The 20,820-nt window shown below is 63.4% G+C and carries 19 protein-coding genes; 6 read left to right on the forward strand and 13 right to left on the reverse strand.

Annotated features, from left to right (window positions below):
* Positions 1-33 precede the first annotated feature (33 nt).
* Both NKJ26_RS12445 and NKJ26_RS12450 read right to left on the reverse strand, forming a co-directional pair.
* A complete protein-coding gene (locus NKJ26_RS12445) occupies positions 34-933 on the reverse strand; it encodes a proline iminopeptidase-family hydrolase (protein ID WP_352695455.1) in 900 nt (299 codons plus the stop codon).
* Between the two features lie 103 nt (positions 934-1,036).
* Entirely contained in the window at positions 1,037-1,798 is a 762-nt protein-coding gene (locus NKJ26_RS12450; RefSeq protein ID WP_352600959.1) for a helix-turn-helix transcriptional regulator, read from the reverse strand.
* Positions 1,799-2,089: 291 nt separating this feature from the next.
* Here NKJ26_RS12450 and NKJ26_RS12455 point away from each other — a divergent pair, with 291 nt between their 5' ends.
* From NKJ26_RS12455 to NKJ26_RS12475, 5 genes are all read left to right on the forward strand, one after another.
* Complete coding sequence (locus NKJ26_RS12455) at positions 2,090-3,763, forward strand: ABC transporter substrate-binding protein (protein WP_352695456.1); 1,674 nt, start codon at positions 2,090-2,092, stop codon at positions 3,761-3,763.
* A gap of 100 nt (positions 3,764-3,863) precedes the next feature.
* On the forward strand, positions 3,864-4,892 hold the full coding sequence (locus NKJ26_RS12460; protein WP_352695457.1) for an ABC transporter permease: 1,029 nt from the start codon (positions 3,864-3,866) through the stop codon (positions 4,890-4,892).
* A complete protein-coding gene (locus NKJ26_RS12465) occupies positions 4,892-5,866 on the forward strand; it encodes an ABC transporter permease (RefSeq protein WP_352695458.1) in 975 nt (324 codons plus the stop codon). The genes NKJ26_RS12460 and NKJ26_RS12465 overlap by 1 nt, the downstream gene beginning before the upstream one ends.
* Positions 5,856-6,875, forward strand: coding sequence for an ABC transporter ATP-binding protein (locus tag NKJ26_RS12470; RefSeq protein WP_352695459.1), 1,020 nt, complete (start codon positions 5,856-5,858; stop codon positions 6,873-6,875). Before NKJ26_RS12465 ends, NKJ26_RS12470 begins: the two co-directional genes overlap by 11 nt.
* The gene (locus NKJ26_RS12475; RefSeq protein ID WP_352695460.1) at positions 6,872-7,855 is read left to right on the forward strand and encodes an ABC transporter ATP-binding protein; all 984 of its coding nucleotides are present in this window, start codon (positions 6,872-6,874) and stop codon (positions 7,853-7,855) included. The genes NKJ26_RS12470 and NKJ26_RS12475 overlap by 4 nt, the downstream gene beginning before the upstream one ends.
* 53 nt (positions 7,856-7,908) lie before the next feature.
* On the opposite strand, the gene NKJ26_RS12480 is transcribed toward NKJ26_RS12475, so the two are convergent.
* The 7 genes from NKJ26_RS12480 to NKJ26_RS12510 all read right to left on the reverse strand — a co-directional run bounded on the left by NKJ26_RS12480 (position 7,909) and on the right by NKJ26_RS12510 (position 13,814).
* Positions 7,909-10,017, reverse strand: a complete 2,109-nt coding sequence (locus tag NKJ26_RS12480) for a TonB-dependent siderophore receptor (protein ID WP_352695461.1) — start codon at positions 10,015-10,017, stop codon at positions 7,909-7,911.
* Positions 10,018-10,188: 171 nt separating this feature from the next.
* A complete protein-coding gene (locus tag NKJ26_RS12485) occupies positions 10,189-11,292 on the reverse strand; it encodes an AbrB family transcriptional regulator (protein WP_352695462.1) in 1,104 nt (367 codons plus the stop codon).
* Between the two features lie 99 nt (positions 11,293-11,391).
* Positions 11,392-11,778: a type II toxin-antitoxin system VapC family toxin gene (locus tag NKJ26_RS12490; protein ID WP_352695463.1), complete on the reverse strand. Its 387-nt coding sequence runs from the start codon at positions 11,776-11,778 to the stop codon at positions 11,392-11,394.
* Complete coding sequence (locus tag NKJ26_RS12495) at positions 11,775-12,017, reverse strand: type II toxin-antitoxin system Phd/YefM family antitoxin (RefSeq protein ID WP_027024409.1); 243 nt, start codon at positions 12,015-12,017, stop codon at positions 11,775-11,777. Before NKJ26_RS12495 ends, NKJ26_RS12490 begins: the two co-directional genes overlap by 4 nt.
* 167 nt (positions 12,018-12,184) lie before the next feature.
* A complete protein-coding gene (locus NKJ26_RS12500; protein ID WP_352695464.1) occupies positions 12,185-12,493 on the reverse strand; it encodes a putative quinol monooxygenase in 309 nt (102 codons plus the stop codon).
* 57 nt (positions 12,494-12,550) lie between these two features.
* Positions 12,551-13,333 (reverse strand): SDR family NAD(P)-dependent oxidoreductase, encoded by a 783-nt coding sequence (locus NKJ26_RS12505; protein WP_352695465.1) that lies wholly within the window; start codon positions 13,331-13,333, stop codon positions 12,551-12,553.
* A gap of 43 nt (positions 13,334-13,376) precedes the next feature.
* The gene (locus tag NKJ26_RS12510; protein ID WP_352695466.1) at positions 13,377-13,814 is read right to left on the reverse strand and encodes a DsrE family protein; all 438 of its coding nucleotides are present in this window, start codon (positions 13,812-13,814) and stop codon (positions 13,377-13,379) included.
* A 102-nt stretch (positions 13,815-13,916) separates the two neighbouring features.
* Here NKJ26_RS12510 and NKJ26_RS12515 point away from each other — a divergent pair, with 102 nt between their 5' ends.
* Positions 13,917-15,008 (forward strand): hypothetical protein, encoded by a 1,092-nt coding sequence (locus NKJ26_RS12515; protein WP_352695467.1) that lies wholly within the window; start codon positions 13,917-13,919, stop codon positions 15,006-15,008.
* A 7-nt stretch (positions 15,009-15,015) separates the two neighbouring features.
* On the opposite strand, the gene NKJ26_RS12520 is transcribed toward NKJ26_RS12515, so the two are convergent.
* From NKJ26_RS12520 to NKJ26_RS12535, 4 genes are all read right to left on the reverse strand, one after another.
* The gene (locus NKJ26_RS12520; RefSeq protein WP_352695468.1) at positions 15,016-15,963 is read right to left on the reverse strand and encodes a cation diffusion facilitator family transporter; all 948 of its coding nucleotides are present in this window, start codon (positions 15,961-15,963) and stop codon (positions 15,016-15,018) included.
* 5 nt (positions 15,964-15,968) lie between these two features.
* On the reverse strand, positions 15,969-18,158 hold the full coding sequence (locus NKJ26_RS12525; RefSeq protein WP_352695469.1) for an anthranilate synthase: 2,190 nt from the start codon (positions 18,156-18,158) through the stop codon (positions 15,969-15,971).
* Between the two features lie 230 nt (positions 18,159-18,388).
* Positions 18,389-19,444 (reverse strand): M14 family metallopeptidase, encoded by a 1,056-nt coding sequence (locus tag NKJ26_RS12530; RefSeq protein ID WP_352695470.1) that lies wholly within the window; start codon positions 19,442-19,444, stop codon positions 18,389-18,391.
* An 86-nt stretch (positions 19,445-19,530) separates the two neighbouring features.
* Positions 19,531-20,706 carry an MFS transporter gene (locus NKJ26_RS12535; protein WP_352695471.1) on the reverse strand — a complete coding sequence of 392 codons (1,176 nt, stop codon included), beginning with the start codon at positions 20,704-20,706 and terminating at the stop codon, positions 19,531-19,533.
* Positions 20,707-20,820: the final 114 nt, after the last annotated feature.

Genomic DNA, 20,820 nt, shown 5'->3' on the forward strand with positions numbered 1-20,820 from the left:
CTGTCGATGTTGCGCTGCCGCGCGTATGGGCAGTCAGTCATGCCGCGCCAGAAACGCCTCGGTGACGGCCATGCAGTCCTGCCTTTCCTCGACATGCGGCATGTGGCTCGATAGCGCGAAGACATGGCCTTCGACGATAGGGATACGATCCAGGAAGGGCTGGACGCAGGCTGAAGTGGCTTCATCGAAGAGGCCGCGAAAAACCAGCGTCGGCGCTTCGATCAGCGGCAACCGGTCGATGATGGTCCAATCTCGCATGGTGCCGACGACGTGGAATTCATTGGGCCCGTTCATCGTGTGATAGACGGTGGGATCGGCGTCGATGGCGGCGAAGGTGCGCGCCACTTCCGCCGGCCAGGGCACGACGCGGCAGACGTGACGGTCGTAGAACGCGCGGGTCGCAGCGAGATAGTCGGGATGATCCGTCGTTCCGGCGGCTTCGTGGCTGTCGAGCGCTTGCCGCACCTCGGCCGGCAGTTGTGCGCGCAACTGCCCCGCGCCTTCGACCCACAGCTTCATCGAGGCGAGCGAATTGGCGAGCACCAGCGCCTTGAGACCCGGCGGCCGGAGCACCGCGTGTTCGGCGGCGAGCATGCCGCCCCAGGATTGCCCGAGCAGGGCGTAGCGCTGCTGGACGCCGAGATGGGCGAGCAGTGCATCGAGTTCACCAAGGAAGAATTCGACTGTCCAGAAGTCGCCGCCCTTGTCCGGCAAGTGGGTGGATCGGCCATTGCCGATCTGGTCGTAGTGGATCACCGCGCGGCCGTAGCCGGCAAGGTCCTTGAAGCTGTCGACATAGTCATGGGTGCAGCCGGGACCGCCATGGGCAACGACCAGCGGCAGCCGGCCAGAACCCAGATCTCCCGTCATGCGGTACCAGGTCCTGTATGGTCCGTAGGCGCTAAAGCCTTCCGAAACCGAAAGATCGTCCATCCGTGTTCCTCCGCCTGGCAGGGACCGCTGACCAGCGGCCCGCGACATTGTTCGCGGCAGAAGGTATAGAGGCGGACCGGCAGGCGACCAGCTAGCAATAACGTTAGTTTTGACTGATCCGGCGGGGCGGGTTCTGGCCCTGGCTGATCGGCCCGAGCAAGCGGTAATGGGCCGCCAAAGCGATCGCATGGAAACGGTTGCGGGCGCCAAGCTTGCGGCTTGCGGCATTGAGATGCAGCGTCGCTGTCGGCACGCTGCGGCAGATTTCATGAGCGATCTGCTTGGCCGTCAGCCCGCAGGCCGCCAGGCTCAGGCACTGGCGTTCCCGCGGTGTCAGATGGAAATACTGGCTTGTCCTGGTGCGCTGGTCGAAACCGGCATAGACGCAGTCATGGAAGAGATGGCCGAGGTCACCGATGCCCGGCAACATACTCTGCGCCTCGGCTTCAAAGCCCGGCTCCGGATCGAGGCGGATGGCGGTGAAGGTGGCGAGATCGCCGTCGTGGAAGCGGATGGGCACCGTCACGCCGCATGTCATCTTGGTGTCCAGGAGATAGCCCACCACGGGATCATGCTTGCGCTGCAGGACGCGCCGCATGACCGCGCCCTGGCTGCCCTTGTGCGACCAAAGAAACGGCCGCGACACCGCGAGGGCCGCCTCCTGCACCGGATCCAGTTGATAGTAGCCGCCCTTGCACCATAGGTCCTGCATGCCGGACGGGACATTGTCGAGCGCCATCAGCGAAGGCGTGATCAGTTCGCCGTCATGGCTGACCGGGACCGGCGTATAATCGTAGATCAGCGAGGTGAAACCGGCGGGCGCAAGCACGCGCATCGCTGCCGCCATCGCGGCGTCAACAGCCATCCCCGTGTGGAATTCACTTTCGCAATCGCCGGACAAACCTTGCATGAGCAAAAGCTTACTCGCCGGCCAATGTTTGTCAAACGGGCATATCGGCAAAATGCCCAACAAATAAGCAATTTGCGATCACGCTTGTTATCCGCGAAGCGCCTGGAGAGCCAAAACTATCTTAATTCACAGCTATCCCAGCGGGTTTCGTGCGCCATAGGCTATGTGTGATGGATAACGGCCCGGCATACGCCACCTGGCGTGCGTCGCGGCTGCTATCACCCACTTCCCCCAAGGAGCAAGGCGATGCGATCCCGGAAGGTTTTCAGTGCAATGTTGGCCGGTGCCGGCCTGGCCGGCCTCATGCTGGCGGCGCCCACGACAGGCGCTTTCGCCCAGGAGGGCAAGGCTGGCGGAACCCTCAAGCTTCTCGCCAACGCAGCCGCCGGCACGATCGATCCGCACATCAACTACACGCTGCAATATTTCCAGATCAACTACGTGCTCTATGACGGGCTGGTGACCTTCCGCAAAACCGGCGACAAGACCGGCTTCGACGTGGTGGCGGATTTGGCCGAGAGCCTGCCCAAGCCGGAAGACGGCGGCAAGAAATACGTCTTCAAGCTGCGCAAGGGCATCAAGTTCGCCGACGGATCGGACCTGACGACGGCCGATGTCGTGGCCTCGTTCCAGCGCATGTTCAAGATCAGCGGCCCGACCACGGGCACGCTCTACAACGGCATCGTCGGTGCCGACAAATGCCTCAAGGCACCGGCGGCCTGCACGCTCGATGGCGGCGTCATTGCCGATGAGGCGGCAAGCACCGTCACCTTCAACCTGATGGCGCCTGATCCCGACTTCCTCCAGAAGATCTCGATCCCGCACGCGGCGATCCTGCCGGCCGAGGCGCCGCTCAAGGATTCGGGCACCGTGCCCGTTCCCGGCACAGGGCCCTACATGATCGCCAGCTACGATCCCAACAGTCTGCTCAAAATGGTGCGCAATCCGCATTTCAAGGAATGGAGCAAGGAGGCGCAGCCGGCCGGATATCCTGACGAGATAGATTATGGCTTCGGGCTCACCGACGAGGCGGCGGTCACCGCCGTCGAGAACGGCCAGGCCGATTGGATGTTTGATCCGCCGCCGGCCGACCGGTTGGCGGAACTGGGTACGAAATACGCCAAGCAGGTGTCCGTGCATCCGCTGACGGCGATGTGGTATGCGCCGATGAACACAAATCTCGCGCCCTTCAACGACATCCGTGTGCGGCAAGCCGTCAACTACGCCATAGACCGGGCGGCCATAGTCAAGCTGTTCGGCGGCAGCAATCTGGCGCAGCCGTCGTGCCAAATCCTGCCGCCGGACTTCCCGTCCTACGCGCCCTATTGCCCGTTCACGGCTAACCCCGGCGAGAAGTGGTCGGCTCCCGACCTGGAGAAAGCCAAGGCGCTGGTCGCCGCCTCCGGCACGGCCGGCCAGGAGGTGACGATCATCACCGAGGACACCGAAGTATCGAAATCGATCGGCGTTTACCTGCAGGACGTGCTGAACGGGCTCGGCTACAAGACCTCGGTCAAGCCCATCTCGCAGAACATCCAGTTCACCTACATTCAGAACACCAACAACAAGGTGCAGATTTCCATCTCGCAGTGGTTCCAGGATTATCCCGCGCCATCGGATTTCCTGCAGGTGCTGTTCAGCTGCGCCTCGTTCACGCCGGGCTCGGATGCCTCGGTCAACATCTCCGGCTTCTGCGACAAATCGATCGACCAGAAGATGGGCGAGGCCCAGGCCGCGGCCGTCACGGACCCGGCCAAGGGTGCGCAATTGTGGACCGCCGTCGACAAGGCGGTGACCGACGCAGCGCCCGTGGCCGTCCTGTTCACGCCCAAGCGCGTCGACCTGATCTCGCCGCGGCTGAAGAATTTCGTCTTCAGCCCGCAATTCTACTGGATCATGAGCCAGTCGTGGGTTGAGTGATCCGGGGTTGAACAACCAGGCCCAATCCGATGCGCGGCGGAGCGATGCAATATCCTCCGCCGCGGTTGCTTTTCCCGCTGATCTGAAATTCATAGCCATCATGGACAAGTTGAGTGGCGTGCAAGCGCCGGTTCGAAGCCGCCGGGGCGCCGAGGGGCCGTGGCGCACGGCGTGGCGCAAACTCAGAGCCGATCGGGCAGCCATCACGGCGTTCGCCGTGCTGGTGCTGATCGCCGCCGCCTCGCTGGCCGCACCCCTCTACGCCCGCCATGTGGCGCGGACCGATGCGTTTGCCACCAATCTCAATGGCGAGATCATCGTCGACGGCCAGACCAGGCAGGTGCTGGAAGCGTCGACGGAAGGCCTCGGCCTGGGCTTCACGCCGCTCGGACCGACATGGGATTTCGGGCCTTATATGCTAGGCGCCGACAATCAGGGCCGCGACGTCGCCGCGCGCCTGCTTTATGGCGGGCGCAATTCGCTGCTGATCGCTGGCGCCGCGGCGCTGATATGTCTTGGCCTGGCGACATTGCTCGGCGTGATCTCCGGCTTTTTCGGTGGTCTGGTTGATACATTGCTGTCGCGCATTCTCGACGTGCTGTGGGCGTTTCCAATCTTCCTGCTGGCGATTTCACTGTCGATCGTGCTGATCACGCAAAGCATCGCCATCGGGCCGATCGAAATCCGTTCCGGCAGTCTGTGGCTGCCGATCTTCATCATCGGCATTGTCTACGTGCCCTATGTCGCCCGGCCGATCCGCGGCCATGTCCTGTCGCTGATGCAGGCCGAGTTCGTCACGGCCGCGATTGGCATCGGCGCGTCGCCCTGGCGCATTCTGATCCATGACATCCTGCCCAATGTGATCACCCGGGTCATCGTCTTCGTGCCGCTTATCCTGGCGCTCAACATGATGACCGAGTCTTCGCTGTCCTTCCTGTCCATCGGCGTGCAGCCGCCCGACGCGAGCTGGGGCACCATCATCCAGGACGGGCAAGGGCTTCTCTATTCGCGCCCGATCGTCGCGCTGGCGCCAGGGCTGGCGATCGTCATCTGCGTGCTGGCGCTGAACATATTGGGCGATGGGGTGCGCGACGCGCTCGACCCGAAATCCTCGATCAGGGTCGTCTGATGCTGGCGGCGCTCGTTTCCAGGCTCGGCCAAATGGCGCTGGTGATGTTCGGCATCAGCATCGTCGCCTTCCTGATCTTCTTCGCCACGCCGGGCGCCGACCCGTCGGCGCGCATTGCCGGGCGCAACGCATCGCAGGAGACGCTGGCCCAGGTGCGGCACGATTTCGGCCTCGACCAGCCGATGCCTGTCCAATACGCGCTGATGATGAAGCGGCTCTTTGTCAGCCGCGATCTTACCTCCTTCGTCAATCGCGGCCAGAAGGTCGTCCCGACGGTGCTCCAAGCTATCCCGGTCACCCTGTCGCTGGTGTTCGGTGCCGCGGTCTTTTGGGTCATCGGCGGATTGATTGTCGGCGTTGTCGCCGGGGCGACGCGCGGCACGTGGCTCGACCGGACGCTGATGATCCTCAGCCTGATCGGTGTGTCGATCCCGGTCTTCTGGCTGGGCGAAGTCGCCAACCTGGTCACCCAGAGCCGCTGGCATGACAGCTTTCTGTTCTCCTGGGTGCCGCCGCTCGGCTACATCGCCTTTACCGACGATCCGTGGGGCTGGTTCAAGGCGTTGATCATTCCCTGGTTCACGCTCGCCACGCTCTACATCGGGCTTTACGGCCGCGTGCTGCGGGCCTCGATCATAGAGACCATGCAGGAGGATTTCATCCGCACCGCGCGCGCCAAGGGCATCGGCGAGCGCCGTGTGCTGCTGCGTCATGGCTTGAGAACCTCGCTCGTCGCCTTCGTCACCATGTTCGGGCTCGATTTCGGCGCCCTGGTCGGCGGCGGCGCCTTGCTGACGGAAGTTGTCTTCGGCTTGCAAGGGGTCGGCAAGCTCACCTATGGGGCCTTGCAGACGCTCGATTTGCCGATGATCCTGGCGACGGTCATCTATGCCTCGTTTTTTGTGGTCATGGCCAATTTCATCGTCGATGTCGCCTTTGTCTTGATCGATCCGAGGGTTCGAGATGCTCACTGATGCGCCGCTTCTGGTCGTCGAAAACCTGTGCGTCTCGTTCCGCACGGAGGGCGGTGTGGTGCCTGCCGTCAGCGGCGTCTCGTTCTCGCTCAAGCAGCGCGAGATCCTCGGCGTCGTCGGCGAAAGCGGCTCGGGCAAGAGCCAGACCTTGCTCGCCATGCTGGGGCTGATCAGCAGTCCCAACGCGGTCGTCACCGGGTCGGTCCGTTTTCTCGGCCAGGAGTTACTGGGGCTCAAGCGCCGGGCGCTCGATGCCGTCCGCGGGCGGCAGATCGGGATGATCTTCCAGGATCCGATGACGGCGCTGACGCCGGTCCACACGATCGGCGACCAGATCATCGAGCAGATCCGCGCGCATGAGCGAGTGTCGCGCGCCGCCGCGCGCAAGCGGGCGGTGGATTTGCTCGATGCGGTCGGATTGCCGAGCCTCGGCAGTGCCGTCGACCGCTATCCGCACCAGCTATCCGGCGGCATGCGTCAGCGCGCCGTGATCGCCATGGCGCTGTCGTGCAATCCGGCGCTGCTGATCGCCGACGAGCCGACCACGGCGCTCGATGTGACGGTGCAGGCGCAGATCCTGGAGCTGATCGGCCGATTGCGCGATGAGTTCGGATCTGCCGTGGTCCTGGTCACACACGACCTTGGTGTGGTTGCCGACGTGGCCGACCGCGTGCTGGTTATGTATGCCGGACGCGTGGTCGAGGAAGGCGCCAAGGGCGAGCTTTTCCGCCAGCCGCTTCATCCCTATGCGTGGGGCCTGTTCGGCTCGATCCCGCCGATGCACGGTCCGCGCCCGGCGCGGCTGACGGCCATTCCCGGCAGCCCGCCGAAGCTGAGCCAGATGCCGCATGGCTGCGCCTTCGGGCCGCGATGCGTGTTCCGGCATGAAGCCTGCGTTGCGCAGCCGTCGCTTGGCGGAGCGAAGGGGCACCGGTCGGCCTGTTTTCTTCCCGAGGTCGGCCGCCAGGATCTGCGCCGGACGCTGGCTGCCAAGGCCGTGCCGGCATGACCGAATCCAGGCCGCAACCGCTGGTGCGAACAAGCGATCTGTCGAAACATTATCCGGTGGGGCGCTCGCCCTTTCAGCGGCGGATCGTCCATGCCGTCGAGCAGGTCTCGCTCGATATCTTCCCCGGCGAGACGCTGGGCATCGTCGGTGAATCGGGCTGCGGAAAATCGACCCTGGGACGCTGTCTCGTCCGGCTCACCGAAATCACCTCCGGGGCGCTGGAATTCGGAGGCCGCGACATCACCAAGGCCTCGCAACGGCAGCTGCGGCCAATACGCCGCCAGATGCAGATGGTGTTCCAGGATCCCGCTGCCTCGCTCAACCCTCGGCGCCGCGTCGGCGACCTTCTGGCGGACCCATTTCGCGTGCATGAGAAGCTGTCGCGCTCGGAAATGACGGACCGGGTCGAGGATCTTCTGGTCCGGGTCGAACTTCTTCCTGAGCATGCGGAGCGTTTCCCGCACGAATTCTCGGGTGGACAGCGCCAGCGCATCGGCATCGCGCGTGCCCTTGCGCTGCGGCCGCAGCTGATTGTTGCCGACGAACCAGTGTCGGCGCTGGACGTGTCGATCCAGGCGCAGATCATCAACCTGCTTTGCGATCTGCGCGACGAATTCAAGCTGACCTACGTGTTCATCGCCCACGACCTATCGGTGGTCAGGCAGTTCGCGTCGCGGGTGGCGGTGATGTATATGGGTTCGATCGTCGAGACGGGGCCGGTCGACGCCGTCTTCTCAGCGCCGCGGCATCATTACACGGCTGCACTTCGCTCGGCGGTGCCGGTTCCCGACGTCGACAACCGGCCGAGCCGGCGGATCGTGCTCAAGGGCGATCTGCCGAGCCCTCTCGATCCGCCGTCGGGCTGCCGTTTCCACACGCGCTGCGTGGCGGCGACGTCGGTCTGCCGCCACGAGCGCCCCGTGCTTTCGCTCGTCGACAAAGGCCATTTCGTTGCCTGCCATCAGCCAAGGGCGAGCTAGGGCGTGATCCCGAAAGTGGCACCGGTTTTTGGGATCATGCTCCAAGCTGTCCATTAGAAACGATAGCGCAGGCTGGCGAACAGCGAGCGGCCTTCGTCGCGATAGCAATAGCCGGCCGAGCAGATACTCTTCCGGTTGTTGAACAAGTTCTTGGCGTTGACCTGCAGCCTGACGCCTTCGAGCTTCGGATTGCGGTAGCCGAAATCATAGGAGAGCGAAGCGTCGACAAAGGCGCGCGCGCTGTTCTTGAAGGTATTGGCGTCGTCGCCATAGCTCGCGCCGGCAACGCGCACGCCGGTGCCCAGGCCCAGTCCTTCGAGCGTGCCGTTCTCGAACTGATAGTGGCCCCATAGCGACAGGATGTGGTTCGGCGTCGCCGACAGTTCCTTGCCCGCGGTTCCTTCGGCGCCGCGTTCGATCCGGACCCGCAAGTATGTATACGACCCGATGAAACTGAAGCCGTTGTCGAGCGATGCATTGGCTTCCAGTTCGACGCCGCGCGAATTCAGGTCGAGCTGACGCTGCTTGTTGATGCCGGTCGAGGCATCGAAGACGACGCCGTCCTTCTGGTCGATGTCGAACAGCGCGGCGCTGACGGTCGCATTGTAATTCGGGATCTCGTATTTGACGCCGATCTCCTTCTGTGTGGCGATGGTCGGGCGGGCGATGCGGCCGACACTGCTGCTGACATCATCGTAGACGAAGCCGATATTTGGCGAGAACGAGGTCGAATAGTTGACGTAGGGGGTGATCCCCCACTCGGTCTGGTAGGACAGGCCGAGCCGGCCGGAAAAGGCGCTGTCCTTCTGCTTCGAGGTGCTGAAATCGGCGGCGGTGGAGGTGGTGTCGACCCAGTCGTACCGGCCGCTGGTGAACAGGGTGAAGTCGTTCCACTCCATCTGGTCATGCAGATAGACGCCGAGCTGGTTCATCTCCTGTCCGCCGGAGTGAGGAACCGGCATTGCCTTGATGTCGTCGATGGAAACGTAGGACAGGCCGCTGCCGGCATCGTAGTCCGACCAGGCATAATCGATGCCGCCGACCGCGGTGTGCTTGACCGCGCCGGTGTCGAATTCGAACTGCGCCATGTTGTCGACGACGAAGTTCTTCATGTTTTCGGTGTAGTGGCCCCAGTAGCGCTCCAGCGGCTGGTCGGCACCGGTCGAGTAATGGCCGCTGTACTCGATGTCGCTATCGACAGCGTTGTAGCGCAGGTTCTGGCGAACCGTCAGCACATCGTTGAAACGGTGCTCGAACTCGTAGCCGATGCGGCCTTGGCTCTGGTCGAAATCATTCCAGGCCGGATCGCCCTCATAGACATTCGATAGCACGCCATAGCTCGAATTGTAGAAAGCCGCCGTGCCGCCGGCGACGGACTTGGAATATTCGCCGAGGATGGTGAGCTTGGTATCCTCGTCAGGCTTGAAGGTGACGGCCGGCGCCAGGTAAAGCTTGTCGTCGGGATAGCCGGGCAGATCGGTCTCGCTCAGGCGACCAAGGCTCGTGAATCGATATAGAATGCTGCCGTCCGCGTTGACAGGCCCGGAAGCGTCGAGCGCAGCCTGAAACCGGTTGTGGTCGCCGGCCAGCAGTTCGATCTCGCGGAACGGCTCATCCTTGGGGCGCTTGGTGACGACGTTGACGATGCCGCCAGGGCCGCTGACGCCGTAAAGCGAGGATGCCGGGCCTTTGAGGATGGTGACGCCCTCGATGCCGTAGGGCTCGGTCTTGAACCAGGCCGACGGTCCGTTGTACTGGCGCAGCCCATCGCGGAACAGGCCGTTGTAGAAAGCCTGGAAGCCGCGCAGGAAGAAGGCATCATAGCGCGTGTCGAAGCCGAAGCTGTTGGGATTGGCGCTTGCGGTATAGCCGAGCGTCTCATTCAGCGTGCGCGGTTTCTGGTCCTCGATCTGCTTTTGCGTCACCACCGAAATCGCCTGCGGGATCCTGACGATCGGCGTGTCCGTTTTGGTGCCGATGCGGTCCTTCTTGGCGACATAGCCATCCTGCACCAGGATCTCGTTGCTCTGCGCGGTCACCTCGACCGTGTCGAGCACCGTAGCGGTTCCGCTGTCCTGGGCATGAGCACTGAGTTGGCCGAGCATCGCCGTACCGCCCAGCAATGAAATTCCCAGGCACCATGTCGTCGGCCGCTTTCGCATCAACTCGTCTCCATTTTCTCATAAAGGATTGCGTCCCCGCGCTCTCAAATATGAGTATGTGAGTCAAGTATTTTTTGGCAATCAGTGCTCAAAGTGCCGAGTGCTGTCGCACTGCGGCAACGCCAGCAGGTTTCGGCCGGTCGATTGCCAACTCCGGGGCGGCGACTTTATCTATTCCTTGATCGATCTCGCCACCAGGCGTGCGACGCTCGGGCCAACCAGCAGCACGACGAGGAAGCGTGCCGATTGCAACGCCATGACGAAGGAGATGTCGACGTTCTGCGCGGCGGCGGCGATGATGGCGACGCTGTCCATGCCGCCTGGGCTGGTCGCCAGGTAGGCGGTCAGCGGATCGATACCCAGGAGATGGCTGATCGTGAAGGCCATGCCGCCGCAAAACGCGATCAGCGCCACGATCGAGGCGATGATCTGCGGCAGAGCGCGCGTCGCATGGCGCAGGATCGGCCGGGTGAAATTCAGCCCGATCGACCAGCCGACCAGGGCGTAGCTGGCTGCCAGCAGCCAGGGCGGCAATTGCATCTCCACGCCAAGGCCGAGATGGATGAGACCGCCAAAGATGAAGGTGCCGAGAAAGAAGGGCGACGGCAACCGGCAAAGCTTCCCCACGAGGCCGCCGGCGAGCGCGATGCCGATGGTGGCGGCGAAGGCTTGGCGGTCGATCGGCGGAAACCAGACGATGGGCGGAACTTCGATGCCTGACGTGTCGACCCACATCTTGGCGACGAGAGCTGCCGTCACCGAAACGAAAATGACGCGCAGGTACTGCATGAAGGCGACGAGCCGCTGGTCTGCGCCGAAAGCGCCGGCCATCAGCACCATGGCGGTGGCCGCTCCGGGCGAGGAGCCCCAGACGGCGGTGGTGCCGGGCAGGATGCGCCAGCGGCTGATCAGCCAGCCGAGCAGGCTGGAAGCGGCGACGGTGGCAATGACCACGCCAAGGAACAGCGGCCATTCCTGGTAGAAGACGGGAAAGATGTCGGCAGAGATCGAAGCGGCGACGAGGCAGCCGACAATCGCCTGGGCGGAGCCGAACAGAAGGCGCGGCACCCGCACCGTGGCGCCGTTGGCTCCGGCGATGATGGCCGCCAGCATCGGCCCGATCAGCAGCGCCGCCGGCAGTGCGGCGAATTCCAGCGCGCCGGCAAACAGCGCCGATATGACCAGCAGGACCAGCCATTGCCATAATTTGCGCACCCGCGCCATGCGTTCGACAACGGGCAGGTCCGGGGGTGGCAGCTCGGCCGAGGAATCCATTTTTTGCTCTTAGACACGAAACGGGGCGATGCGAACCCCGTTACGCCGAAAAGGAAGCTGTAACGCGCGGTTGCCGCAGTTTGCTGCTGGGTGTCCCGGTCAGAACTTTCGTATAGGACCAGGATAGCAGGCGACAAGATCGTCCATCGTCAGCAAGGTGATGCCCTCCACGATCGACTGGGCGACCAGGATTCGGTCGAAGGGATCCTTGTGGACCGTCGGAAGTCCGTCAACTGTGACTGCGTGTTCACTGGTGATCGGTAACTCGTGATAGCCATTGTCAAATAGTCCTCGCCGCAGCAAACGGGGATCGACCTGGAAATCGTCCCGCCCAAGTCCTCGCTTGATTGCGATCTCCCAAAGGCTGGCGGCACTGAAGAGCAATTCGTTGAGCGGATTTTCAATTTCGGCGAGAGCCGCAGGCGGCAGCCGATCCGGCTCGGCAGCCGCCCACAGCAACAAATGGGTGTCGAGTAACAGTTTCACCCGTTGGCACCGAACAATTGCCCGATTTCTTCACCGCCCATTCGGTCGAAGTCGTCGGGGACGGAAAACTGGCCGGCCATGAAGCCGATCCGTCGTGCCTGTTGGGCCGGCTGATCGATAGCTACGACTTTGACCAATGGTTTGCCGGCTTTGGCGATGATGAACGGCTCGCCCTTGGCGGCTCGGTCAACGAGACGTGAAAGGTTGGTCTTCGCATTGTGAATGTTCACGGTCTGCATCGCAGGTCGCTCCAAATGGACTTAGTTCACAGAACTTAGTCCATCTCTCGAGCATTGCAAGCACGTGCGCGATTTGGGAACGCGGTGAACTGGCGAAGCTTGTAATCGGATTGTGCGTGTCGAGTGAAGCCTACGAACTCCGCGTCGGCATCAAGCCGTCCGTCCGATCAGCCCGTCTTGTCGTCAGGCAAGCCAAAGCCGCCGACCGGGTGGGTCTCTACCTGGAACTCGAAGCCGGCGATGAAGGGGCGCGCCTTAGCGATGGCCGCCTGGACTTCGGGCAGTTGCAGCGAAGCCTTGTGGCTTGCCTGATCCGTCCACACTTCGGTCACCCAGATCGCATCGGCATCCGCAGGGTCGCGGGCGATGATATAGCTCAGACAACCTGGCAGGGCGCCGGTGCTTTCGCGAAGCAGGTCAATGACCGCGTCGCGCTGGCCGCGCGCCGCCCGCATCTTGCCGATCAGTCCGTACATTCCTTTGTCTCCCTTCTTCGACAAGAATATGCAGATCGCCAGTATGCAGATCGTCGCTCAAGGCATCAACTGGCCGCCATTCACCTCGATCACCTGGCCGGTGATGTAGCCGCTCAACAGATCGGAAGAGAGGAACAGATAGGCGCCGACGCAATCCTGTGCGGTGCCGGCGCGCCCCTGCGGAATGGTCGCGACCATTCCCTTCATCTGTTCGTCGGTCGAATAGCGTTCGTGGAACGGCGTGAGAATAGTGCCCGGCGCCACCGCGTTGACGCGGATGCCGAAGCCGATCAGTTCCTTGGCCATGCCGCGCGTCACGTTGGAAACGAAAGCCTTGGCCGAGCCGTAGAGGCCGGCGCCGCCGCCGGCACCATTGCGTGCGGCGATCGACGAGGTGTTGACGATGAAGCCGCCCTGTTTCTTCAGCCACGGTATCGCCTTGCGCGAGGCGGTCAGCACCGAACGGGCGTTGAGGTCCATCACCGCATCGTAATGCGCTTCGGTCTGCTCGGCATAGGGCACGCGACCGAGCATGCCGCCGGCATTGTTGACCAGCCCGTCGAGGCGACCGAAATACCGGGCGCTGTCCTCGACGACGCGTTCGACATCGGCGGCAACGGAAAAGTCACCTTGGACGAGGAAGACCTCGCCGCCATTGTCGGCAATGGTCTTGCCGAGCTTCTCGGCGGCTTCGCGGCTCGAATTATAGTGCAGCCCAACCCGGCATTTCTGCGCGGCATAGGCAATTGCAAGCGCCGCGCCTATGCCGGTCGAGGCGCCGGTGACGAGCACCGCCTTGCCGGCGAGATCGGGGATGGTAAGCGCGGTCGTGGCTGGCACTGCTGTTTCTCCGGAGATTTTTCAACACGATCAAGACTGTGCACTACGGCCGGAGATAGGCATAGCCCTGGCTTTGCAGTTCGGCGAGCTTGACGACGCCACCCTTGTCGGCGGCATGAAAGCCATCGAGCAGGTCGGCCAGGGAAATGTCCATGCCTTGCATGGTATTGGCACAGGCTTGCGGCTCGAGCCCTTGCTGCACGAGGCCGGCGAAGCGACCGGAGACCGCTGCCGATATGCCTTTCGACCTGAAAGCGGCAAGGGCCGGACCATGCACGACCAGCGCGATGTCGACATTGCCGCCGGTGCCTTCATAGTGGTTCTTGATGTTGCCGAGCACAAAATTGACCTTCTCGAGATCGCTCAGATGATAGGCGACCTTCAGCCTGGCGGGCTCGGCACTTGCGGTTTGCGCCGCCCGCAAACCAAAGACCGTCCCGGTTCCGGCAAGCACCGCCCGGAACATATCGCGCCGGCGCATTGGTATCTCCTCCGCTTTGCTGCTCCTCGCAAATTGCGTGGCAGCGGCCGCAATACTAGCATAAAACGACGTTGCGTCCTGTCGATGCGAGGAGGGGGTCACATGGCGTTCAGCAAGATATTGGTGCCCGGCGTGCTCGGCGTCGCCTTGCTCGGTCTGCTGGCCGATACAGCCGCTGCCGACGGTGCGCTCAAGCTCACAGAACTCAGCCCGAACGGGGCGGACGCCTGTTTCGGGCGTGTCTATGACGCGGCACACCTCAAAGCGCACCCGAAGCAGAAGGTGGCCCGGATCTTCTTCTATTACGGCCACGATCCGGTCAGTCGGCCAAACGAAGAACCAACGGCGAATTCCGACACGTCCTACAATGGCTTCGTCACCACCACGGTACGCGGGGCCAAGGCGCCGGAATGGGCCGGCGGCTGGTGCAATCGCGAGTCGGAAGACGACAAATCAGGCCCGATCCATTGCGGCATGGACTGCGACCGCACGCTCGCGTCGCTGAAGATCGACGACAAGGGCCGGCTGATCCTGTCGGATCTGCAGCCCGATATCTATCTCGACGCCGATTCGGAAGAGGAACTCGGCACGGCGGAATACGACAAGCAGGCGCTCGGCTCGCAGGACGACGATTTTCGCCTCGACCCAATGCCGGCCGCGACCTGCAAGGCGGAGTTCGCGCGCATCGATCCCCTTGATCCGGCGCTTGGCCCGCCTTTGCGTGAGCGGCTGAAACCCGACCAGGCGTTCTGCTACGGCCGCGACTATGATGCTTCGCATCTCGGCTCGCATCCCGACCAGCTAACGCAGTCGATCCGGGTTTTCCGCGGGCCGGTGGAACTCGCGTCCTTCGCCTCGGGCGGCGACGCCGCCAACTGGCCCGATGGCGCCGACATCGCCGTCTCGGTCACCACGCGGCAGAAGTCGGCCAAGGTCACGCAGACTTATTCCTGCCAGGGTGAGGCCGACCAATGGCGTTGCGCGGCAAGCGCGAAGATGAGCGATTTCTCCTGCGGAATCGCGCAGAAGGAGATTTTCCTGAAGCGCGGCGCCGACGGCACGATGATGCTGGCCAACCCCAACAGCGGCCTGGCGATCGTCGACCTATGTTCGAAAGCCGCCGACGGCAAGACGAAATCCGACGACAAGGTCTACCGGCTGCAGCCGATGCCGCAATCGGCCTGCGCGCCTTGACCTGACCTCACGCGAAGGGCACCGCCGTCGTGCCCTTCGGCAGCTTGGCCTCGTCGTCGGGCTCGACATGGATGGTGACGCGCACCGAGGGGATTTCGGCCTTCAGCGCATCCTCGATGCGGTCGCAGATGACATGGCTCGCTCCGACCGACATGTCGGCATCGACCACCAGGTGGAACTCGATGAAGGTGGCGCGGCCGGCAATGCGCGTCTTCAGGTCATGCACTTCCAGCGCACCCTTGCAATTTGCCGAGATGGTGTCGCGAATATGCATGTGCTCCTGGGTGTCGACGGCGCGGTCCATCAGGCCGTTCATCGACGAGCCGATGACGTGCCAACCCTGCCACAGGATGTTGAGCGCAACGATGACGGCAAGTGCCGGATCAAGGATCTGCCAACCGGTGAGGATAGCACCGACCAGACCGCCGAAGACGCCGATCGAAGTCACCACGTCGGTCATGATGTGGTTGCCGTCGGCGACCAGCGCGGGCGATTTCGAGGCCCGGCCGGTGCGGATCAGCATCCACGCCCAGAAGGCATTGATGACAGTGGCGACGCCGTTGACGGCAAGGCCTTCCCAAGGCTGTTCGAGAGGCGCCGGAGCCTGCCAGGAACGCCAGACCTCGTTGAGGATCAAAAGGGCGGCGACCACGATCAGCACGCCTTCGAGCACGGCCGAGAAGTATTCCGCCTTGTGATGGCCGAACGGGTGATCCTGGTCGGCCGGTTTATAGCTGACCTGGATTGCCCAGAACGCGGCCACCGAGGCAATGACGTTGACGATGGATTCCAGCGCGTCCGAATAGAGGGCGACGGAGCCGGTGACGTACCAGGCGGCGAGTTTCAGCGCGAGCACGACAAAGGCGACAACGATCGACCAGAAGGCAAGATTGGCGACCTTCTGCTTCGCGGCGGCCTTCGCCGCCATCGCCGCCGTGTTCTCGGGTTCGGCCATCTTCGTCAGGCAGCCTTTTCCTTGGTCTTGCGGGGCAGGTGCGCGACGATGTTTTCTATGATGCGCATGCCGGCGTTATGGCCGAGCGTCATGATCGATTCCGGGTGGAACTGCACCGCGGCGATCGGCTCCTTGCGGTGCTCGAAAGCCATGATGACGCCATCCTCGGTCTCGGCCGTGACCACGAAATCGTCGGGCAGCCGCACCGGGTCGGCGAAGATCGAGTGGTAGCGGCCGACGGTGACTTCCTTGGGCAGGCCGGAAAAGATGATGCCCGGCTTGGAGACCCGGATGCGCGACGGCTTGCCGTGCATGGGTACATGCAGCTGCCTGAGCTCGCCGCCATAGGCCTCGGCCAATGCCTGCAGGCCAAGGCAGACGCCGAAGATCGGCAGCTCGCGGGCACGGGCCTTCTTGATGGTCGCGGCGCAATCGAAGTCCTTCGGCGTGCCCGGCCCGGGCGACAGCACCACGAGATCCGGCTTCAGCCGCTCGAAGACTTCCTCCGGCACCGGCGTGCGGACGGTCGAGACGTTGGCGCCGGTCTGGCGGAAATAGTTGGCCAGCGTGTGGACGAAACTATCCTCGTGATCGACCAGAAGGATATTGACGCCATCGCCGACGCGCGCGGTGGTGCGTTCGGTGCTGGCGGAATTGCCCGTTTTCGCGTCGCGGATGGCGGAGAGCATGGCGGATGCCTTGAGTTCGGTTTCGGCTTCTTCTTCCTCGGGAATGCTGTCGAACAGCAATGTGGCGCCGGCACGCACTTCGGCAATGCCGTCCTTGATGCGGATGGTGCGCAGCGTCAGGCCGGTATTCATGTCACCGTTGAAATTGACCATGCCGATCGCGCCGCCATACCAGGCGCGCGGGCTCTTCTCGTTCTGCTCGATGAAGCGCATGGCCCACAGTTTCGGCGCACCGGTGACGGTGACAGCCCAGGCATGCGACAGGAAGGCGTCAAAAGCGTCCATGCCTTCGCGCAGGCGGCCCTCGATGTGATCCACGGTGTGGATCAGGCGCGAATACATCTCGATCTGGCGGCGGCCGATGACGCGCACCGAGCCGGGCTCGCAGACCCTGGACTTGTCGTTACGGTCGACATCCGAGCACATTGTGAGCTCGGATTCGTCCTTCTTCGAATTGAGCAGTTTCAGGATCTGCTCGCTGTCGGAAATGGCGTCGTCGCCGCGCTTGATGGTGCCCGAGATCGGACAGGTCTCGACACGGCGGCCGTTGACGCGGACGAACATTTCCGGCGAGGCGCCGATCAGGTACTCGCCTTCGCCGAGATTGATGAAGAAGGAATAGGGCGAGGGATTGATCGACTTCAGCTTGCGCGAAATCTCCGACGGTTGCGTCTCGCAACGCTCGTAGAACATCTGGCCAGGGACGACTTCGAACAGGTCGCCGCGCTTGAAGCTGTCCATGGCCTGGCGCACCAGATCGGCGTATTCGCCAGGCTCATGGTCGCCGCGCGGCGGGATGCGGTCCGCGGTCCTGAACGGCTCGGCGATCTCATCGCGCGGCAGACCCTCGGTCGAGAAACCCTCGCCGGCGTAGTCGTAGCGGTCGGTCCAGGCCTTGGCCGAATAGTGGTCGACGACCAGGATCTCGTCGGGCAGGAACAGCACAAGGTCGCGCTGGCTCTGCTTGCGCTCGAGCTTGTAGTCGACCGGGTCGAACTGGAAGGCGAGATCGTAGCCGAAGGCGCCGTAGAGGCCGAGATTGGCGTCTTCGCCGGTCTTGAACAAAGCCGTGATGGCGCGCAGCACGGTGAACACCGATGGAACGCGGCTACGCTCCTCCTCGGTGAAGATACGGCCGGGTTTGGCCACATCGAGGCGGATCAGCTTCTTCGAAGTCTCGGCAATGGTGACATCGGCCAAGCTGCCGAGAGCCTTGCCGATGACAGGCAACAGCACCTCGCCACGGCCGTTCAGCGCCTCGATGCGCATTGCCCGCCCATGCGCGGAGATCACCAGCGGCGGATCGATGATGGCGGTGTCCCAGCGCGTGTAGCGGCCGGGATATTCATAGTTGGAGGAAAACACCGCGCCCCGGCGCGAATTCAAGCCGTCGACATAGCTGTCGATCGCTCCCGCATAGGAGCGGTCGTGGCGCTCGCGGGTGATGGTGATGCCACCCGCGGTCACGAAACTTTCAGCGCCGTTGTCCAGAATCTTCATCGTCATTGCCGTCTCCATCAGCTCCTTGGGGCAACGGACCCGGGAATGGCTTTAAAAAACAAATGGCCGCCCGGACATTCCGCTGCGGCCACCCTCTCTTTTCACGCGCACGTGCTCGAACAGGCCGCTGTCAGCAGGCCCACCACCAAATGGTCTTGATCGAACGCATGTTCATGGCGATTCCCTTAGCGGCGATTGAGCGGCCACGCAACAGGATTCAATGGTGGCGTGAGCCCTCAATCCTCCAGCGTGCCCGATCTGGCATCAGCGCTCTTCCTTTCGCCGACCAGTTTCAACAGATCCTCGCCGGCGCGGATGATGCGGCGCGAGCGCCGGGTCAGGACGATGCCGTCCTGCGGTGCGAACACTTCCGTGCGGCCGTCGGCTTCGCCCGGTGCATGCACGATGGTGGCGAGACGCGTGCCCCTCGCGACGCGATCGCCGGGCTTTACGTCATAGAGGACCGCACCCGCCCGGGGCGCCGGCATCATGTCGATGTTCTCCAGTGGAGCCACGACGCCGCTGAAGGGGGCAAGCGCGGGCAGGGTGCTGTCGGCGACCACGCCGCGCGTCACCAGCAGCCGGTAGAGGCCTTCGGCATCGGCGGCGGCCAGGGCGCCGTCGACATCGAGGATGCCGCGATATTCGACCGTGGTGGCGACACGACGATCGAACTTGGCGATCTCGGCGGGAACGTTCTGGTAGGGCATGATCGAGGCGCCTTCGAAGGTGCCGTCCGTATCCTCGCTCCACAGCACCACCGCGTCGACGCCCATGGCGGCAGCGCAATCGGCCACGGCCGGCCAGAGACTTGTGTGGACGTAGAGATAGGCGAGGCCCTCATCGTCGCAATGCAGGTCGAGCACGATGTCGTGGCCGAGCGAAAGCTGCACCAGCCGGGTCTTCAGCCGTTGGTCGGCACTGCCAAGAACGGCGTTGGGTAAGAGCGCCGCGTCGGGCGCGGCGAGCAGCGGAAAGCCGCGGTTGAAGTTGGTGCGGGTGCCCAAATGAAAACGACCCTGATGCTCGCCGAAATGATATTGCGCGCGGCCGATCGGGTTGGCCCAGGGCACGATGGTGATCTCGCCTCTGATGCGGCCTTCGGCTTCAGCCTGGCCAAGCATCGGCATCAGCGCATCGATGGCGACGACGCCTGGCAGTTCGCCGGCATGGAGTGCCGCCTGCAGATAGGCCGATGGTGCCGCTTTGTCCGCACCGGCGAAGCGGAACAGCGGGAATTCGTAGGAAACGCCGTCGCTGTCGCCGGCGATGCGTTCGATCGATTTCTGCATGACGTCCTCCTTCGAGCGCGGAAGACATGCCCATTGAAGGCGCCGATGTCGATTGGTCCAGCGCGCCGCGCTATGGGCGCAACAGATTACTCCGCCGGAGCTTGAAGCGGGAGGGGCGCGCGTCGGTCCAGCGCCTGCGTCAGGACCGCGACGGTGACCGCCAGCAGGGCCAGTGCGGCGCCGACCAATGGCAGATTCGCGTAGGAAACGCCTAGGGAAAGGGCCATGCCGCCGATCCAGGCGCCGCCCGCATTGCCGACATTGAAGGCGCCCTGGTTGAGTGTGGCGGCGAGGTTCGGCCCCTCGGAGGCCGCCTCGACGACGCGGATTTGCAGCGGCGGCACGACGACGAAGACGAGCAGGCCCCACAGGAAGACGATGCCGATGGCGACGCTCGCTATCGCGCCGAACTGCATGAAGCAGACGAATAGGAGCGCCAGCAACAGCAGCGTGCCGATGACCGTCGGCATCAGTTTCCAGTCGGCCAGCCTGCCGCCGATAATGTTGCCGATGGTCATTCCGGCGCCGAACAAAAGCAGCACCCAGGTGACCGCCGCGGTGGACAGGCCGGAGACGTCGGTGAGGTAGGGTTTTATATAGGTGAAGACGGCAAACAGGCTGGCTGAGGCAAGGGCCGCGATCAGCATCGCCAGCCAGACCTGCAGCTTGCCCAAGACGCGCAGTTCGCCGCGCAGGCCGCCGCCGCTCGGCTCGGCGACATCGGAGGGCACCAGCCAGGCGATCGAAGCGACCGAGATCAGTCCGATGCCGACGACGGCCAGGAAGGTGGCGCGCCAGCCGAAGGCTTCGCCAAGCGCCGTGCCGGCCGGAACGCCCAGGATATTGGCCAGCGTCAGTCCGGCGAACATCAGCGCAATGGCGCTGGCGCGCTTGTTGCGCGGCACCAGGCTGGCGGCGACGACGGATCCGATGCCGAAGAAGGCGCCGTGGCCAAAGGCGGTGAAGACGCGCGCGGCCATCAGCAGCCAGTAGTTGGGGGCGATGGCGCAGAACAGATTGCCGACGACGAACAGCACGGCCAGTCCAACCAGCACCGGCTTGCGCGGCAAATGCGCGGTCGCCATCGCCACGATCGGCGCCCCGAAGACGACCCCCAGCGCATAGCCAGTGACCAACTGGCCGGCCGAGGGAATGGACACGCCGAGGTCGGCTGCTACCTCCGGCAGCAGGCCCATGATGACGAATTCGGTGGTGCCGATGCAGAAGGACGCAATGGCAAGCGCAAGGATCGGCAAAGGCATGGGGCGTCCAGAATGAATCGGTTCAATCGGGAGACTGCCCGAGGAGCCGTACGGGGCACAACCTCTATTGCCGCAAGGCAGCAATGCAGAAAGCGTGGAGCGGACGGAAGGGCG

It is taken from the genome of Mesorhizobium sp. M0152 (genome assembly GCF_040322415.1).
Classification (GTDB): Bacteria; Pseudomonadota; Alphaproteobacteria; order Rhizobiales; family Rhizobiaceae; genus Mesorhizobium.